At 40.2% G+C, this 16,831-nt stretch carries 21 protein-coding genes, 1 other RNA gene and 1 other annotated feature; of the genes, 11 read left to right on the top strand and 11 right to left on the bottom strand.

Features of this window, described 5'->3' with window-relative positions:
• Both dtd and tkt read left to right on the top strand, forming a co-directional pair.
• Entirely contained in the window at nt 1-456 is a 456-nt protein-coding gene (gene dtd, locus AC5WOC_RS14360; protein ID WP_496056094.1) for a D-aminoacyl-tRNA deacylase, read from the top strand.
• A gap of 29 nt (nt 457-485) precedes the next feature.
• Complete coding sequence (gene tkt, locus AC5WOC_RS14365; RefSeq protein ID WP_496056095.1) at nt 486-2,477, top strand: transketolase; 1,992 nt, start codon at nt 486-488, stop codon at nt 2,475-2,477.
• Between the two features lie 93 nt (nt 2,478-2,570).
• Here tkt and AC5WOC_RS14370 read toward each other — a convergent pair whose 3' ends face one another.
• The 9 genes from AC5WOC_RS14370 to AC5WOC_RS14410 all read right to left on the bottom strand — a co-directional run bounded on the left by AC5WOC_RS14370 (nt 2,571) and on the right by AC5WOC_RS14410 (nt 6,616).
• Entirely contained in the window at nt 2,571-2,777 is a 207-nt protein-coding gene (locus AC5WOC_RS14370) for a hypothetical protein (protein ID WP_496056096.1), read from the bottom strand.
• A 202-nt stretch (nt 2,778-2,979) separates the two neighbouring features.
• Nucleotides 2,980-3,282: a hypothetical protein gene (locus AC5WOC_RS14375; protein WP_496056097.1), complete on the bottom strand. Its 303-nt coding sequence runs from the start codon at nt 3,280-3,282 to the stop codon at nt 2,980-2,982.
• A gap of 165 nt (nt 3,283-3,447) precedes the next feature.
• Nucleotides 3,448-3,741, bottom strand: coding sequence for a hypothetical protein (locus AC5WOC_RS14380; RefSeq protein ID WP_496056098.1), 294 nt, complete (start codon nt 3,739-3,741; stop codon nt 3,448-3,450).
• Nucleotides 3,742-3,832: 91 nt separating this feature from the next.
• On the bottom strand, nt 3,833-4,099 hold the full coding sequence (locus AC5WOC_RS14385) for a hypothetical protein (protein WP_496056099.1): 267 nt from the start codon (nt 4,097-4,099) through the stop codon (nt 3,833-3,835).
• A gap of 117 nt (nt 4,100-4,216) precedes the next feature.
• On the bottom strand, nt 4,217-4,588 hold the full coding sequence (locus AC5WOC_RS14390) for a hypothetical protein (protein ID WP_496056100.1): 372 nt from the start codon (nt 4,586-4,588) through the stop codon (nt 4,217-4,219).
• Between the two features lie 87 nt (nt 4,589-4,675).
• Nucleotides 4,676-5,074, bottom strand: a complete 399-nt coding sequence (locus AC5WOC_RS14395) for a hypothetical protein (protein ID WP_496056101.1) — start codon at nt 5,072-5,074, stop codon at nt 4,676-4,678.
• A 175-nt stretch (nt 5,075-5,249) separates the two neighbouring features.
• On the bottom strand, nt 5,250-5,588 hold the full coding sequence (locus AC5WOC_RS14400; protein ID WP_496056102.1) for a hypothetical protein: 339 nt from the start codon (nt 5,586-5,588) through the stop codon (nt 5,250-5,252).
• Nucleotides 5,589-5,775: 187 nt separating this feature from the next.
• On the bottom strand, nt 5,776-6,165 hold the full coding sequence (locus AC5WOC_RS14405; protein ID WP_496056103.1) for a hypothetical protein: 390 nt from the start codon (nt 6,163-6,165) through the stop codon (nt 5,776-5,778).
• Between the two features lie 76 nt (nt 6,166-6,241).
• Complete coding sequence (locus AC5WOC_RS14410) at nt 6,242-6,616, bottom strand: DUF423 domain-containing protein (RefSeq protein ID WP_496056104.1); 375 nt, start codon at nt 6,614-6,616, stop codon at nt 6,242-6,244.
• 251 nt (nt 6,617-6,867) lie between these two features.
• Nucleotides 6,868-7,113 (top strand) — a binding site (T-box leader).
• A gap of 57 nt (nt 7,114-7,170) precedes the next feature.
• On the opposite strand from AC5WOC_RS14410, the gene hisS reads away from it, so the two are divergent.
• From hisS to AC5WOC_RS14445, 7 genes are all read left to right on the top strand, one after another.
• A complete protein-coding gene (hisS, locus tag AC5WOC_RS14415; protein WP_496056105.1) occupies nt 7,171-8,427 on the top strand; it encodes a histidine--tRNA ligase in 1,257 nt (418 codons plus the stop codon).
• A 3-nt stretch (nt 8,428-8,430) separates the two neighbouring features.
• Complete coding sequence (gene aspS / locus AC5WOC_RS14420) at nt 8,431-10,200, top strand: aspartate--tRNA ligase (RefSeq protein WP_496056106.1); 1,770 nt, start codon at nt 8,431-8,433, stop codon at nt 10,198-10,200.
• Between the two features lie 181 nt (nt 10,201-10,381).
• Nucleotides 10,382-10,564: non-coding RNA, 6S RNA (gene ssrS / locus AC5WOC_RS14425), on the top strand.
• Between the two features lie 150 nt (nt 10,565-10,714).
• Nucleotides 10,715-11,128, top strand: coding sequence for a hypothetical protein (locus AC5WOC_RS14430; RefSeq protein WP_496056107.1), 414 nt, complete (start codon nt 10,715-10,717; stop codon nt 11,126-11,128).
• A 243-nt stretch (nt 11,129-11,371) separates the two neighbouring features.
• Nucleotides 11,372-11,950: a 5' nucleotidase, NT5C type gene (locus tag AC5WOC_RS14435; RefSeq protein ID WP_496056108.1), complete on the top strand. Its 579-nt coding sequence runs from the start codon at nt 11,372-11,374 to the stop codon at nt 11,948-11,950.
• 62 nt (nt 11,951-12,012) lie between these two features.
• Entirely contained in the window at nt 12,013-12,408 is a 396-nt protein-coding gene (locus tag AC5WOC_RS14440; protein ID WP_496056109.1) for a hypothetical protein, read from the top strand.
• Nucleotides 12,409-12,580: 172 nt separating this feature from the next.
• Nucleotides 12,581-12,928, top strand: coding sequence for a hypothetical protein (locus tag AC5WOC_RS14445; RefSeq protein WP_496056110.1), 348 nt, complete (start codon nt 12,581-12,583; stop codon nt 12,926-12,928).
• Nucleotides 12,929-13,098: 170 nt separating this feature from the next.
• Here the strand turns inward: AC5WOC_RS14445 and AC5WOC_RS14450 are convergent, their stop codons facing one another.
• Together AC5WOC_RS14450 and AC5WOC_RS14455 are read right to left on the bottom strand one after the other, a co-directional pair.
• Nucleotides 13,099-13,635, bottom strand: a complete 537-nt coding sequence (locus tag AC5WOC_RS14450; protein ID WP_496056111.1) for an NADPH-dependent FMN reductase — start codon at nt 13,633-13,635, stop codon at nt 13,099-13,101.
• On the bottom strand, nt 13,635-14,939 hold the full coding sequence (locus AC5WOC_RS14455; protein ID WP_496056112.1) for a replication-associated recombination protein A: 1,305 nt from the start codon (nt 14,937-14,939) through the stop codon (nt 13,635-13,637). Before AC5WOC_RS14455 ends, AC5WOC_RS14450 begins: the two co-directional genes overlap by 1 nt.
• A 182-nt stretch (nt 14,940-15,121) precedes the next feature.
• Between AC5WOC_RS14455 and cymR the strand changes: the two genes are divergently transcribed.
• Nucleotides 15,122-15,541: a cysteine metabolism transcriptional regulator CymR gene (gene cymR / locus AC5WOC_RS14460; RefSeq protein WP_496056113.1), complete on the top strand. Its 420-nt coding sequence runs from the start codon at nt 15,122-15,124 to the stop codon at nt 15,539-15,541.
• Nucleotides 15,542-15,691: 150 nt separating this feature from the next.
• A complete protein-coding gene (locus AC5WOC_RS14465) occupies nt 15,692-16,828 on the top strand; it encodes a cysteine desulfurase family protein (protein ID WP_496056114.1) in 1,137 nt (378 codons plus the stop codon).
• The last annotated feature ends 3 nt before the right edge of the window (nt 16,829-16,831 follow it).

Below are 16,831 nucleotides of genomic sequence, written 5' to 3' on the forward strand. Positions count from 1 at the left end.
ATGCGTGTATTGTTACAGCGTGTGAAGAAGGCAAGTGTGACAGTAGATAGCAATACAGTAGGAGCCATTGATCATGGGCTCCTTTTGTTTGTTGGTTTTACGGATGGTGATGGAAAAAAAGAAATCGAATATTTAGCAGAAAAGATAATTCATTTGCGTATTTTTGAAGATGAGCAGGGAAAAATGAATCGATCGCTGCTTGATGTTGGAGGGAGTTTACTTTCCGTTTCTCAATTTACTTTGTATGGGGATTGCCGTAAGGGAAGAAGGCCAAACTTTATGGCAGCAGCTTCAGGGGAGAACGCGGCTGCGTTGTACGATCAATGGAATGAGGTGCTTCGCAGGAAAGGAATAACAGTTGAAACAGGAGTATTTGGGGCGATGATGGAAGTAAAACTAGTAAACGATGGTCCAGTTACACTGTTTTTGGATAGTTTATCCTTCTCCGTGCTATAATGAACAATGACAAAAGGGGGCAATTTTTTATGACAATCGATCAACTCTCGATCAATACTATTCGAATGTTGTCCATTGACCAAGTTGAAAAAGCGAATTCAGGACATCCTGGTTTACCAATGGGTGCAGCACCAATGGCGTATACGCTGTGGGCAAAGCATTTAAAACATAATCCAGCCAACCCGGATTGGTATAATCGCGATCGTTTTGTTTTATCTGCTGGTCATGGTTCAGCATTGTTATATAGTTTACTTCATCTTTTCCAATATGGTTTGACCATCGAAGACTTAAAAGATTTCCGCCAATGGGGAAGTTTAACTCCAGGACATCCGGAAGTAAAACATACGGTTGGCGTAGAAGCTACCACTGGTCCTCTGGGACAGGGAATTGCTAATGCAGTAGGCATGGCAATGGCTGAGCGTCATTTAGCTGCAACCTATAATCGGGAAGGCTATGACGTGATTGATCACTTTACATATGCACTTTGTGGCGATGGCGACTTGATGGAAGGTATTGCTCAAGAGGCAGCGTCGCTAGCAGGTCATCTGCAACTTGGAAAACTCATCGTTTTATATGATTCCAATAACATTTCGCTAGATGGTGATCTTTCCAAATCTTTCTCGGAACAAACAGGAAAAAGATTTGAAGCAAACGGCTGGCAAGTGTTATTTGTGGAAGATGGAAATGATATTGATGCAATTAGTAACGCCATTGAACAAGCAAAACAAGAAACCAATAAACCAACAATTATTCAAGTGCGTACGGTTATTGGTTATGGAAGTCCAGGTCGTGCAGGTACTTCTGAGGCGCATGGGAAACCGTTAGGTGAAGAAGAAATTACAGGTGTTCGCAGTGCTTATAACTGGAAAGAACAAACTCCTTTCTATGTACCTGATGAAGTGAAAGAGAATTTCGCTGCAATTGTAAGTGAATTATCTAAGGCAGAAGTTGAATGGAATGAAATGTTTGCAAGATATGCGAAAGACTTCCCAATCGAAACGAATCAGTTGAAGCAGGCATTTGCTGATGAACTTCTGACTGACTGGGCAAAACATCTTCCTTCTTTTGAAGCAGACGAAAAAGGTATGGCAACCCGTGCTGCTTCGGGTAAAGTACTGCAAGTGCTGGCGAAAGAAGTTCCTACTTTGTTTGGTGGCTCTGCTGATTTAGCATCTTCCAACAATACGGAAATGAAAGATTATGCCGCGTTTGAAGCTGATGATTATGCTGGACGAAATATTTGGTTCGGTGTTCGTGAACATGGAATGGGCGGTGCACTGAATGGAATGGCACTCCATGGCGGATTACACGTATTTGGAGCTACTTTCTTGGTGTTCTCAGACTATTTACGTCCCTCTATTCGTTTAGCTGCATTGTCACAGCTTCCAGTCACGTATATATTCACTCATGATAGTGTAGCTGTAGGGGAAGACGGCCCAACACATGAACCTGTAGAACAAATTCCATCTTTGCGTTTGATTCCCGGATTAAAAGTAGTTCGTCCAGCCGACGCGAATGAAACCGTCGCAGCTTGGGAATATGCTCTAAAGTCCCTTGATCACCCAACAGCACTTATTCTCAGCAGACAAAATCTCCCTGTGCTAGCAGGTACAGTCGGTAAAAAAGCAGACATTATAAAACAGGGTGCCTATGTTGTTTCCTCAGCTTCCGGTGAGGAGAAAGGCGTACTCCTTGCCACTGGATCAGAGGTAAGTCTTGCAGTAAAAGCTCAGAAAGCATTAGCTGAAAAAGGGATTGGTGTACGAGTTGTAAGTATGCCGTGCCGGGAAAACTTCGATCATCTCCCAGAAGCAGAAAAAGAAGCGATTATTCCTTCGCATCTAACTGCACGTGTTGCGATTGAAGCTGCACATCCAACAGGGTGGGAAAAATATGTTGGAGAAAATGGCATAATAATTGGTATTAACCATTTTGGGGCATCTGCACCTGGCGATTTACTGTTAGAGAAGTTTGGTTTGAATGTGGAAAATGTCGTAGCACAAGTTGAAAAATTGCTTTAGTACTAGTAAGAAGGCAGGGGTTTGTACCTGCCTTCTTTTTCGTTTCTTAAAATGACTGTCCCCTCACGGCGAATAGCCGTGAGGGGACTTTGTTCAGCTGGAAACCATGATAACCATCATGACCAGAACCGGAAAGAGGATCTCCTGGCACTTTTTCACATCAGGAGAATTGGGGTTCTGCTCATATGCCTGATAAATCCGATTCGACCAAGTCTTCAGATCTGTTTCGCTGGCAGTTGACTTGGCACCAGCCCGAATTGCTGTGGCGAGCTTTTCTGCAGTCTCAACGAGATCACTCATTTTCGGGGTCCTTTTCTCTTGTATGGGACCGAATCAGTTTACATGGAAATTATATCTTATTCCAGCATCTTTGAAAATGCGTAGTAGAAATGAGTAGCGCCTAGTTGGTTAAAGTACCAACTAGGCGCTTATTCCCTCGTCTGTTTCTTTTTTATGGAAGGAATTATTAGTTTTTTACAATATTAAATGTTTTTTTACCTTTTTAGGAAGGGAGCTTTATATGCTTGATTCGGTTATAAGCTTTTTCGAGATTCGGATCAAGCTTCTTCTTCTTATCATTCTTTTGTTCGGTGTATGTGTTTACGATCTTATCATACCAAATCTTATGTTCCATTCCCTTAGGTATTCGGTGACGCCTTCTATCACTGCTTTCATTAGTGGTATGACGGCAGTTATCGAATCCCATCTGATAGCAGGCGAGCAGCCTGTTTGCAATCTCTTCATAACTCACCCCATTGGTGAGCTGTCGAGCGTATTCTTCTTCATCTCTAGCCTGCTTACCCATAAAAAGTAATCCTTTTCTCATAGGGAAACTTACAAAAAACATTATAACCGAAATGAACGGGAATTTGAAATTGTTTTTGATAATTTTTTAAAAAAATACAACTTTATTTTCCGGAAATGCAGACTGCCCCGCTAAAACAAGTTGTTTAGCAGGGCAGTTGTCTACTCAGACCTTTGTCCACTCATGAAAAATGTCTTCTGGCTGAATGTAAGCAATCGGCACCGGTCGTGATACGTGAGATGCGCCTCGATCACAAGTGAAAATCACTTCACTGCCATCCACTTTCGCAACCCATCGTTTGTCTCCTGCGATCTCAAATCGATTCCCCTTATCTGTATAGGTAAGATGAGAGATATCGCCATTTCGAGCGATCACGCTTGCCGTTTCAGGAGTAACATCGACATGGATTTCATGCTTTTTGAGCCAGTGGTTCAGAGCAGTCAGCAGATCTTTTGTCATTTTTGCCTTCTCTCTATCCGACAGCAATGATTTCTAAGTATATCATCCAAAAATGGGTAGCGCCAAGTCATAATTGACTTGGCACTAACTGTTACCCCCAGTTCATCCCGTGTTTGCGAAAAAGTTTTGGATTTTTATCAAATACCCTTTTCACTCCTCGGATATCAGCACTTGGATTTTTTGGATTTATCTGGTCTTTATATGCATCGTTAATCTCTTGTTTATACCGTTCCAGTGTTTCAGAGGGCAACGTAATTTTTTCTTGAAAATGAAGCTCAATCGCTCTCGCTTTTCCTCCAAGAGTAGAAGGATCATTGACAAAGTTCTTTCCTGCCTGCCATATTTCCTTTAAGCTCATGATACGCTCCAATCGAAATAGAGGCATTTCTAAATTCTATTATACTAATTGTGAAGTAAAATAAAAATATGTACGCCCTGTTCCAAATAGGAACAGGGCGTATGTGTGCCGAACGGTCTACCAGCCATAACCGAGGTCAGAGAGTTTGATATCTTTTTGTTTCTGCACCTTGGAAGCTACTCGATAAGGTTTTTCATCAGAGATCGTCAATTCACAGAAAATGTGAATGGTGTCCTTTTCCTTTTTCACTGTCCATTTCTTTGTGACAGTTGGATGATCTGAGATGAAGTTTGAGGAAACTGCCTTGATTTCCAGCTGATTGTTTGTTGTAGTGAGCGAAAATCGATCCACTACTTCTGAGCCATATGCGAGGTTGCGAGCAAATACTTTCATATGCTTCTCCGTGACAACAAAGGAGAATCCATGAGAGTTAAACCAGTCTCGAACTGCCTTTGTCTCAACTCGGAGAAAGTATGCAAAATTGTTCATGATGATCTCTTTCTGTGAGGTGAGCTCGGAAACGAGCAGTGCTCGGCTATGTCTATTATGACACAACCGAGCACTTAAGGACTAGCGTTACTTAGCCCACTTGTAAGCTTCTCGAATCAGCTTGATCGGGAACTTATCATATCGTCCCTCGAAATCTGCAGGAGGGTTCTGCTTCTTCTTGTAAAAGTCGTTTGTCCGGGTAGTGAGCGTAATCTGTCCATTGGAACACTTCAGCTCCCAAGCCCGCTTTACGAAAGTGGTATCTCCAATCTTATACTCAGCTGCCACTTCAAAAGTGGTGTCGTTTACGCGAGTAAAAGCCGGAGTAAGAAGCTCGATCTCTCGACCGTTATATGTGTAAGAAATTTTGGCATTAAACGCCTTGAGATCCTTTTCTGTCAGCTTTCCCTTCAGTCCAGTGATTTCGATGTTGTTGTCAACAAAGAACTTCTGGAGCTTATCGGCGTCGCTAGCAGTAGCCACCATTATCCCTTTCTCTATGTGGATGGTTTTCGGTGCTATCGGCATTATATCATGAGTTTTTGTAATTTTTATGTAAAGGGATTATTAAGATTATAATTCCAATCGGATTAGTTTTTTATATTTCTGTAAAGAAATTTTCGCCCCATGCTTCAAGAGAAGCATGGGGCAGGGAGAAAAATCACCAAAGAATGTCATTCAATGTGCGGATTGTTTTTTTCTCTTTGATCGGCTTTTTTTCTGGACAACGCAAGAAAAGGGAGTTGTTAATCGTGTTCCCCTTCACGGTTAGCGTCCATTTTTTGTTTACTTTCTTATTGTTTCGCCAACCATTTGCATGAATATAAAGCGCACCTGAGTTTTTCGGATCCAAAGAAATCTCAAATACATTTAGTGGTATACCATCATAGGCAAGATTTTTTGTAAAAACGCCAGCATTAACTCGAAATGCTACCCCTTGCATTTCGAGAAACTTGTTGACAGCAGTATGGACTACCGCTAGAAATTCATGCTGTTTCACCGTTATTCCTTTCTCTTTATTAACGGTGTTTGCGTTAGTATAGTTGATAATGATAAATTTTTGTGTTAAAGGAATGTAAAATTTTGAAATTATAAACGGGAAATGTTATAGGAAAGTTAAATGGGGATTACTATTGAAAATAGGCAGTGCCTCGTTTGCATTTTCAAAGCAAACAAGGCACCTTGTTTTACCAACTCCAAATGGCAGCAAACTTCTCGTATTTAAACTTCACGATCGGATATTTTGCAACACGAGGCAGCAGCAAACGCTGACCATTTGTCGTATTGGTTTCGGATGTAATTTTAACTGTACTCCGATTTACGGAAAGAACCCACCTCTTCATAACTGGGACATCCATGCTGTTTCCAAGCAGCTCAACTTCTAGTGTCGTCTTTTCCTTATTTGGAGCAAGCTTTGCAAGATTGAGAAGGAAAGTCTGCTCGTTTCGAGGATAGGAAACCTTTCCCATACAATGAGTCAGTTGCTCCAGTGTAAGAAAGAAGCGAATTTCGTTTACATCGAGCCACTCGTTGAAAGTACCCAGGTACATGTCAAGGGTGATGTTCTGTACAGCCATGATGATTCTCTTTCTTTTTCATCGGATGGATATGCATGGATAATTATAATTTCCCATGCATATTTAATCAATATCTTTACGGTATTAATTTTGCTATTGCTGCTGCATAGCAGATCCATCCCGCAATGAAGGCAATTCCTCCGATAGGTGTAATTGCACCAAGTACTTTTACATTTGTTAAGACCATTATGTATAAACTTCCAGAAAAAAAGATAATTCCCACCAAGATTAGCCAAGCTGCAGCAGTGAGTAATCCATTACTGCCAAATTTGGCCATGGTCAAACCGATGATGATAATTGCTAGGGCATGAACAATATGATAATGGGCTCCTGTCTGCCAATTCGCCAGCATCTTTTCTGTTACTTTTCCTGTTAAACCATGTGCACCGAATGCTCCAATTGCTACAGCTAAAGCCATTAGAATACTACCTAACATCAAAAAAAGTTTCATTTCCCTTAGTCCTTTCCTATTCCACTTATCGCACATATTGTAGCACAAAGTTGTTTCATGCAAAAAATGTTCTCGCTTTCACAAATAAATTCATATAGACACAAAATAGACAAATCTAAGAGCGTTTACATTGTAAAATATTGATGTCTATTCGCTTGACACCGCCACATAATCTTCATATAATCTTAAACAAACAAAAGTTTATACTTTGTTTCACATACTTCATTGCACTAATACACTCAACTACATATTTACCACCAATGATGGGAATAGTAATCGAACAACGAACAAAAGAGAGGAGAACTCTAGGCTGCAAAGTTCTCTAGTCACGATTCGATGAAAGACACCCAGAGGTTCTAGTGCGAAACCATATGGAAGTAGAGCTAGACGCACCTCCAGCGATAATGGATAAATAAGTGGAAAACTTTTTATCTGTTTTCAATTAGGGTGGTACCACGGGTTTTACAAGATTTGTTTACCAATCTCTCGTCCCTGACAACAAGGTCAGTGGCGGGAGATTTTTTATTTTTATTTTGGTTAAAAGGAGGTTCAGCATGGGTATTCCACGCGGTACATATGATATTTTGCCAAACGAGGTGGCGACTTGGCATTACCTAGAAAAGATAGCCAAGGAATTATGTGAGAAATATGCATATGAAGAAATTCGCACGCCAATTTTCGAAGAGACTGCACTATACGAACGGGGCGTTGGGGAAACGACAGATATTGTCGAGAAAGAAATGTATACTTTTTTGGATCGGAAAAAGCGCTCTTTGACCTTACGACCAGAAGGAACCGCTGGTGTCGTGCGTTCATTTGTAGAAAATAAAATGTATGCTGAAATGCAGCCGACCAAATGGTATTATTTTGGTCCGATGTTTCGCTATGAAAGACCACAAGCAGGGAGATACCGTCAGTTTCATCAGTTTGGTGTAGAGGCATTTGGCAGTGATGATCCAGCCTTGGATGCAGAAGTGATCTCACTGGGAATGAATTTTTACCAAAGCCTTGGTATCGAAGGGGTTCGTGTTGGGATAAACAATGTTGGGAATCCAGAAATACGAGCTACTTATTTTGAAAAATTGATTGCGTATTTTACGCCATATGAAAATGAATTGGATGCAGATGCGAGGTCGCGGTTACATCGCAATCCGATGCGGATATTGGATAGTAAGCACCAACGTACTCAAGAAATAGCCAGCGAAGCTCCTTCTATTTTGGATTTTTTGGATAAAGCGAGTAGGGAAAACTTTGAGCAGGTCAAATCTTATTTGACTGAACTGCAAGTACCTTTTGAAGTGAATGATCGTTTGGTTCGTGGACTCGATTATTATACACAGACTGCTTTTGAATTTATGGTAGATGACTTAGGAGCGCAGGCGAATACGATTGGCGGAGGCGGACGGTACAACGGACTGGTGAAAGAGCTCGGTGGCCCTGAAGTTTCTGGAATTGGCTTTGGAATTGGTTTAGAACGTGTGTTACTAGCATTGCGGCAGCAACAAGTAAACCTTCCTGTAAAAAAACCATTGGATTGTTATCTTGTGTCGCTTGGAGAAAAAGCCAAACATGCTACCGTAGGAATACTGGGAACATTACGCAAAGCAGGATTAAAAGCAGAACGTGATTATTTGGATCGGAAAATGAAAGCCCAATTAAAAGCAGCCAATCGCCTTGATGCTCGTTTCGTAGCAATTTTAGGAGAAGAGGAATTGGCTAATAATCAAATTCAATTAAAAGAAATGGAAACAGGGGAGCAAAAATCCATTCCACTGGATCAATTGGTTTCTCTTTTACTGGAGGGAAAGTAGGAAATGTTTCGCACGCATTTTATCGAGTCTTGTCTTGAAGCTTTAGAACAACAAGTTACCATTAATGGCTGGGTGCAATCTCGAAGAGATTTGGGTGGCGTTATTTTCTTGGATATTCGAGATCGTTCGGGAACAATGCAAGTGGTCTTCAATCCGGATATTTCGGCAGAAGCGATTGCTATCGCAGATCAAGTGAGAAGTGAATATGTTGTTTCTATTACCGGAACGGTAGTGAAACGTTCTGCAGATACGATCAATCCGAATATTGCTACTGGAGAAATCGAAATAAAAGGAGAACAAATCCATCTGTTTAACGCAGCGAAAACTCCTCCTTTTCCGATTCAAGATCGTGTGGATGTCGATGAAAGTGTCCGCTTAAAATATCGTTATTTAGATTTAAGACGTTCCAAAATGCAAAATATATTACTTGTTCGTCATCGGGCGATGCAAGTTGTTCGTAAATTTTTGGACAGTAAAGGGTTTATGGAATTAGAAACTCCTATTCTGACCAAAAGTACACCAGAAGGTGCTCGTGATTATTTGGTTCCTAGCCGTATCCATAAAGGAGAATTTTATGCTCTTCCTCAATCACCGCAATTGTTTAAACAATTGTTTATGGTTGCAGGGATGGAGCGTTATTTCCAAATTGCACGCTGTTTCCGCGATGAAGACCTTCGTGCTGACCGTCAACCGGAATTTACTCAGATTGACTTGGAGATGTCTTTTCTACCCTTGGAAGATCTGTTTGAAATGATGGAAGAAATGTTTGTCACTCTTTGGAAAGAGATTTTAGATGTGGATATCCCACGTCCTTTCCCTCGTATTCCTTATCGAGAAGCGATGGATCGGTTTGGTTCTGATAAGCCAGATTTGCGTTTTGAAATGGAACTCGTAGATTTGACTTCAACCTTAGCAAATAACTCTTTCCAAGTTTTCCAAAATGCGATTGCTTCTGGTGGTGTTCTCAAAGCTGTCGTAGTTTCTGGTAAAGCCGATTGGAGCAGAAAAGAAGTAGAAACATGGATAGGCGAAGCACAAGAACTGGGAGCAAAAGGTTTGGCTTGGCTGGCTTTAAAGCAAGATGGTGTAAAGGGTTCTGTTGCCAAGTTTGTTTCAGAAGAAGAAATCGCTCAGATCCAACAAGTAACTGGCGCAAAAACTGGAGACATCATCTATATTATGGCGGATAAGGCGAATGTAGCAGCAAATGTTATGGGTGAATTACGTTTGCGTCTTGCTCGTACCCTTGATCTAATTGACGAAAGTAAATTTAACTTTGCTTGGATCACCGAGTTTCCTTTATTTGAGTATGACGAAGAAACTGGGCACCATGTTCCAGCACACCATCCTTTTACGATGCCAGTTGAAGAAGATATACATCTTTTGGAAGGGAATTTAGGTGCTGTTCGTTCGCAGGCACATGATCTGGTACTCAATGGCTATGAACTATCCAGCGGGAGTCAACGGATTTATAATCGTGAATTGCAAATGAAAATGTTTGATTTACTCGGCATTGATCCAGAAGAAGCAAAGGCGAAGTTTGGATTTTTGTTAGATGCGTTTGAGTATGGAGCACCTCCACACGGTGGAATGGCATTTGGTTTTGACCGGATAATTATGTTGCTTACAGGCAGCAAAAACTTACGGGAATGTATTGCTTTTCCTAAGACAGCAAGTGCGAGCGATTTGATGACAGAGGCTCCTTCGGAAGTGGAAAATAAGCAGCTGACAGACTTGCATATCAAAATCGCAAACAGACAAGTAGTTCGATAAAGTTATATTTTAAAATTATTATTATAAAAAGCCGAGACGACAGATCTTGGCTTTTTTCGATATATTTAGCGATTGACACATTAATTATTTGAAAAGTATGATAACGATACAAAAAATAAAACGCTTTCATATTCGTTTTTGTTGCCTTTGTACTATCTTTATGCTACTATAAATATAAGAAAAGACCCTGCGATGTGCGAGGGCCACCGAAGTTTTGAGCCAACACTTTTTCTGCGGGAGCTTGGGTCGTCTATTGGACTGGGAGCCTCTTTAAGGGGGATCTATGAAGATAGATGCAAAGCACCCACCTGCTTTGAATACGAGCAGGTTCAAAACTTAGGAGCCACGGCATAATGGGGCTTTTTTTTATGTCTGTAGTATTAGATATCAAAATTATTACAATGTATCATTAATAAAGAGGGAAAAACGTTGATTGATATATTTCGATTGAGCATTCATACTTTTGATCATATAATATTTATAGATGGATGGCTGTCGGGGAATGGATGAGGATATGATCCCGCGTAATGAGAATGAGCATCACCCTCTCTGTAATAAAGTTACTGCCTTTCGAAAAGTTCAGTACGGATGGAGGGTCATACGAGGGCACTTTTTGTGCCGTGAATTTGATTCTTCAACTTCATGTATCATTGAAGTTGAGCTGAATCAGGCTAACTTCGGTGACATGGCTATGCGCATCATTGGGTACCATGAAGCCGATACCTGTCCTGGGGATGATTGTCCAGCAATGCAGGAGAACATTCTCAAGGATCTCGTACGAAAAGATGGAGTGATCACATTGCGCGGTGAAACAGCTCGCGTCCCCGTAGAGCGTCATCTCTGGTGGAACGGAGAATGTCTCTTCTGCCAGCATGGTGAACTGCTCCAGCTCTCTTGGCAAGAAGATAAGCTTCCTCCATGTAAATGAGGAGGTACTCCTCTACTTTTAGAGGACCGGCGAAGGTGATTGTATGACATTTGCAAGCTGTCTCTTCGTCGGGTCGATTATGATGAATTGTAACATAGATGATGTGGAATATTTTAGTATTCGATTTGTTGAATACTTTGCAAATTAGTGCATTATTTTAAGCCTGTTTCGAAAGTCACGGCATAACGGGGCTTTTTTTGTTTAATACTAGTATTTAGATTAATGTAAAGGGGAAACACATAGATGCGGTTTGGAATCGATATTGATGGAACCATTAAAGACACACACAAGGCAGCAGTAGAAATTTATAACAAGGAATTTGGAAAACAAATACATATTGATGATGTCCCTGATTTTTATTTAGATAAACCTTTTGGATTAACACCTCAAGAAGGAAGAAAGACATGGCGGAGGCTGGAAGAAAAAATTTATACCCTCGGTTTACCATTGCCGCACGCATCCGAAGTGCTCAATCAGTTGGTTAAAGATGGACACGAAGTATTTTTTATTACAGCAAGACCTGGTTTAGAAAAAATTCGCCGGGTGACAAAGCTCTGGCTGAAAAGACATAACTTCCCTTATAATGGCAGGAACTTGCATATGAACTCTATAAATAAAGCAAAGGTAGCAAAAAAACTTGGGATTGATTTGTTTTTTGAAGACGCTGAAGAACATTTGAATAAATTAGTCTCTGGAAATGTGCCTACAATTATTGTAGATGCTTGTTATAATCGCGATTTGCATCCAAATCTAATTCGTATAACCGATTGGCGAGAAGTTTATGACATTGTGGACAAGCTGCAAGAACTAAAAAAAAGCTAGTACTTATTGATTCTTTTTTTTATGATATAGGTACAGTATTGGACGAAAGCAAAGGATAAATGATGCCTGATAACAGCGAACACAAATACTGCAACGGGCTTTTTCCACTACAAAATGAACAGTATCCGACATGGATCAAAACGGTTGGACACTACAAGTGTGCCGATGAACCTGCTGAATTGGAATGCTGTACCATTTTTAGTATCCGTCCAACATGCAGTCGCAAGGATAATAATTATGACCTTGTTTGCAGGGAGTCACATGCCAAATGCAGAATGAAAAACTGTGTCTGTCTGGCAAAGAATATCCGGAAGGTTATCAAACGTGACAAACAAGGAGAAGTGACTGTATTTGGCTCGCGCAGATGGTTAAACAGAGGGATCAAAAAATCAATTCCAAAAGTGAATCATCTTTGGTATGAGGGAATCTGTCATTTTTGTGGAGAATCCAAGTCTTAATCCAATGGTGCCTATTAGTTTAGGTGCTACTTGCATTGGCATTTTGTCGATGCAAGTAAATAGGATGAATAAACGTAATATTAATATATAACATGTCTTTTTCTATCTTTACGCTAAGTATTCTATATTTTAAAATAAAATTGACTGCTTCGAACTAGTTATTGGAGAAAGAATGAGAAAAAACAGTCATCTCCACTGTGATAAGGCTACTTATTTTTCCGAGCACAGTGCTTGGCAAATTGTCCGAGGACACATGAAATGTCCAAAGTCAGAACAAAGTACAAACTGCCATACTCTTGTCACTATTCATGAAACTGGACCCATTCGCGGGATCAGTACTCATTCGCTTCACTCTGCAGATTGTTCAACAAAGAAGTGTCCTTGTGCTGTACAAAACTTGAACATCAAGGTGAAAGGGAGAACCCTTTCTGTAAGAGGGAAGGATGGCTGGAAAATTCCGGATGATGTGCAAAAACTCTATTGGGGAGGTACGTGCCTTCTGACTGGAGAGCGAGAGTAAATTCCTCTTGCACAAAACTCGGTTTAAGTTATTAAAACTTAAACCGAGGCAGGAAACAATGATATAGGGTATAAATGAAATTGTATCAGTGGTAAGAAATGTTGTGTAAAAATGCCCTCACTTTTGGTGTGGGTTTTTATCTTATTGTTTCGGTGGAAGCGACATTCTTTTTAAGTAATCGATAGAAAGTGAGAAACAAACTTTTCGATATCCTGTTTAAATGTTTGATCAGTAATTTCTCCGTTTTCGTTCATTTTTAGACTCACCTTTGGAATACTCCAAGTGGCTCCGTCCGGAATATTGGCATTGATCATCCCCAGAGTCAACAAAATGGATCGCATTGCTTCTTGTCCACCTGTAGGCATTGGGGAGACACTGATTACAGCTGTTGGTTTGTCAATAAATTCACCAGAGGATACAATCCAGTCTAAAGCATTTTTTAAAACACCAGGTACTCCTTTGGCGTATTCCGGTGTACATATAATCACCTTATCCGCTTGTTTTATTTGATTTCGAAATGCTTCTACCTCTGCAAATGCTTGCTCATTGTCTATATCCGGGTTAAAATGTGGGAGCTTGTCTAATTTATCCGTTATCATGAATTCTATATTATTTGGAATGAGTTTATTTACCAATTTTACTATATTTGTACTATATGATTTTGCTCGCAAACTTCCCGAAACGGCTAATATTTTCTTTGTTGTCATTACTTTACACTCCGTTTGTTTTTTATCCACTGCAAATGTTCCATTACTTTTCCTTCGTATCCAAGTGTACCAGGTCGGTAAAAGCTTTTCCCTGCGTGTTCATTTGGGAGATATTGCTGCTCAACATAATGGTTTTCATAGTCATGTGGATATTTGTATTTCTCTTGTTTATGATTTTGCAAAGATGCAGGTACTTCTGCGTTATATTCTTTTTTTACTGTTGTCATTGCTTCGTTGATCCCCATATATGCTGCGTTGCTTTTTGGTGCAGTAGCTAAGTAAAGGGCTGCTTCTGCAAGGGGAATGCGGGCTTCTGGCATTCCAACATATTCTACTGCGTGTGCAGCAGCAGAGGCAACCATTAAAGCGCGGGGATCTGCAAGACCCACATCTTCAGCAGCTTGAATCAAAATTCTTCGAGCAATGAACTTTGGGTCTTCTCCTGCCAGCAACATTTTTGCTAAATAATACAATGTTGCATCTGGGTCAGAACCACGCATACTTTTAATAAAAGCAGAGATAGAATCATAGTGTCCGTCTCCCTTTTTATCATAGCGGATTTGTTTTTGTTGAATGGATTCTTCTGCTATTGCTAGTGTAATGTGGCGAATTCCGTCCATATCAGGTTTTGTTGTTACTACAGCTAATTCCAATGCATTAAGGGCATGCCTTGTATCGCCACCTGCTTTTTGTGCTAAGTGACGAAGAGCTTCTTCATCTATTCTGCATGTATATTTACCAAGTCCGCGTTCTTTATCAACAATCGCACGTTGTAGGATGGTAATGACTTCTTCTGTCGATAAAGCTTTTAATTCAAAAACGAGGGATCGAGATAACAGAGCAGTGTTCACTTCGTAGCTCGGATTTTCAGTAGTTGCCCCAATGAGAATAATGCCGCCATCTTCCACATCTGGCAGCAGTACATCTTGTTGTGCTCGATTCAATCGATGTATTTCATCTATAAATAAGATAGTGCGTATGTCTTCCATTGCTAGACGCTGTCCTGCTTCTTTGGCTATTTGTTTGATTTCATTTGCTCCCGTGCCGACAGCATGTGCCTTGATGAATGCGGCTTTTGTCTGATTGGCTATAATTTCAGCGAGAGTAGTTTTGCCTGTGCCCGGCGGACCGTGTAAAATAAGAGAAGTTAATTGATCAGCTTCTATTGCTCTTCTCAACAGTTTTCCTTCTCCGATAAGGTGATTTTGACCTACAAATTCATCTAATGTATGTGGACGCATACGAGATGCAAGTGGTCCTCTTTTACGTTTTGCTTCGTCTTCTAAATGGGAAAATAGATTCATCTATAGATCATCCCTTTCTATTAAACCTAAATTTTCCAAATAAAATTAACAAATCATTAATAAAAAACAAAGACAGCCCAGCCATTATTTCGTATAGTAGAGGGGAGCTAGTCCAACGGAAGAGGAAAAACTGTTGATTTCTTTAATCATTTCGTTATGATAAAAATGAATGAGGTGTTAATTTGAAGATATCTACCAAAGGACGATATGGTTTAACCATTATGATGGACTTAGCAACAAGATTTGGACAAGGTCCGATTCCTTTAAAGCGTGTAGCAGAAAGACATGATTTATCTGAACATTATTTAGAGCAATTGATCGCACCGCTAAGAAACGCAGGTCTTGTTCGAAGTATTCGTGGTGCCTATGGTGGCTACAAACTAGCAAAGTCACCAGAAGAGATCACTGCTGGTGATATTATTCGTGTTTTAGAGGGACCAATCAGTCCTGTAGAGTTTACAGAAGAAGACAATGCAGCTCGCAGAGATTTATGGAAACGAATCCGAGATGCCATCGCAACTGAACTCGATTCTACCACATTAGCTATGCTTATCCAATTTAATTCAGATGGTAATAATGAAAACTATATGTTTTATATCTAACATGTTAATATAGTTTACAAATATTTTAGGGGTACTTGTGATTCTTTTGTTTTAAAAGAGGAAGAACGCACGTTTCTGTCGAAAACAATGGTTGAATAAGGTATCTCCGATAGATAAATCGTGAAAAATTTATATGGATCGTGATGAATAATGTTAATTTATTTGGATCACGCAGCGACCACCCCTTTGGACGGAGCAGTAAAAGATGCGATTATGCCATATTTAGAAGGGGCATATGGCAATCCTTCTAGTATACATGCTTTTGGTCGACAAACGAGAGCTGCGGTCGATAAAGCAAGAATGCAGGTTGCACATGCTATCGGTGCCGATGTCAATGAGATCGTTTTTACTAGTGGTGGAACAGAAGCGGATAATTTAGCTCTGATCGGGATCATGCATGCACAACAAAAAAATAAAAAACACCTGATTACTTCACAAATGGAGCACCATGCTATTTTGGATACGTGTAAATACCTGGAACGGTTTGGGTACGATGTTACTTATGTGCCTGTAAATAACAAAGGCTTGGTGCAAATAGAAGATATAAGAGCAGCGATTCGTCCAGAAACAGCTCTTATATCTATTTTGCATGGTAACAATGAAGTAGGTACTATCCAACCAATCAAAGAAATTGGTATGCTTGCTCATGATCATAATGTTTTATTTCATGTTGATGCCGTTCAATCATTCGGTACAGAGACACTGGATGTATCTGCTATACCAGTTGATTTGATGACACTTTCAAGTCATAAAATATATGGTCCAAAAGGAGTAGGTGCGCTTTATATTCGCAGTAGTGTGAAATTACTACCGCGTGCTCTCGGTGGTTCACAAGAGCGCCGAAAACGAGCTGGTACGGAAAATATTTTGGGGATAGTTGGTTTTGGTAAAGCTGCGGAGTTAGTAGAAAAGCATACAATTGCCAGAAGAGACCATCTTGTGCAGTTAAAACAAGCATTTATTGAAAATTTACAAGCACATTCGTTAGATATGACAGTAAATGGGGATGAAGAAAACAGTCTGCCTCATATTGTAAATATTAGTTTTCCAGGTATAGATACCGAAACTTTGTTAATTCAATTGGACATGGAAGGGATTGCTGCAGCTAGTGGTTCCGCATGTACTTCAGGTACTTTATCCATTTCGCATGTGTTAAAAGCGATGAAATTGCCAAAAGAAGTGACAGAATCTGCGATTCGCTTTAGCTTTGGCAAAGATAATACATTACAAGAAATTCAGGCAGCTACTGAGAAAATAGCACGAGTAGTTCGTCGATTACACAGATAGGAG

The organism is Shimazuella sp. NTD247, assembly GCF_059510415.1.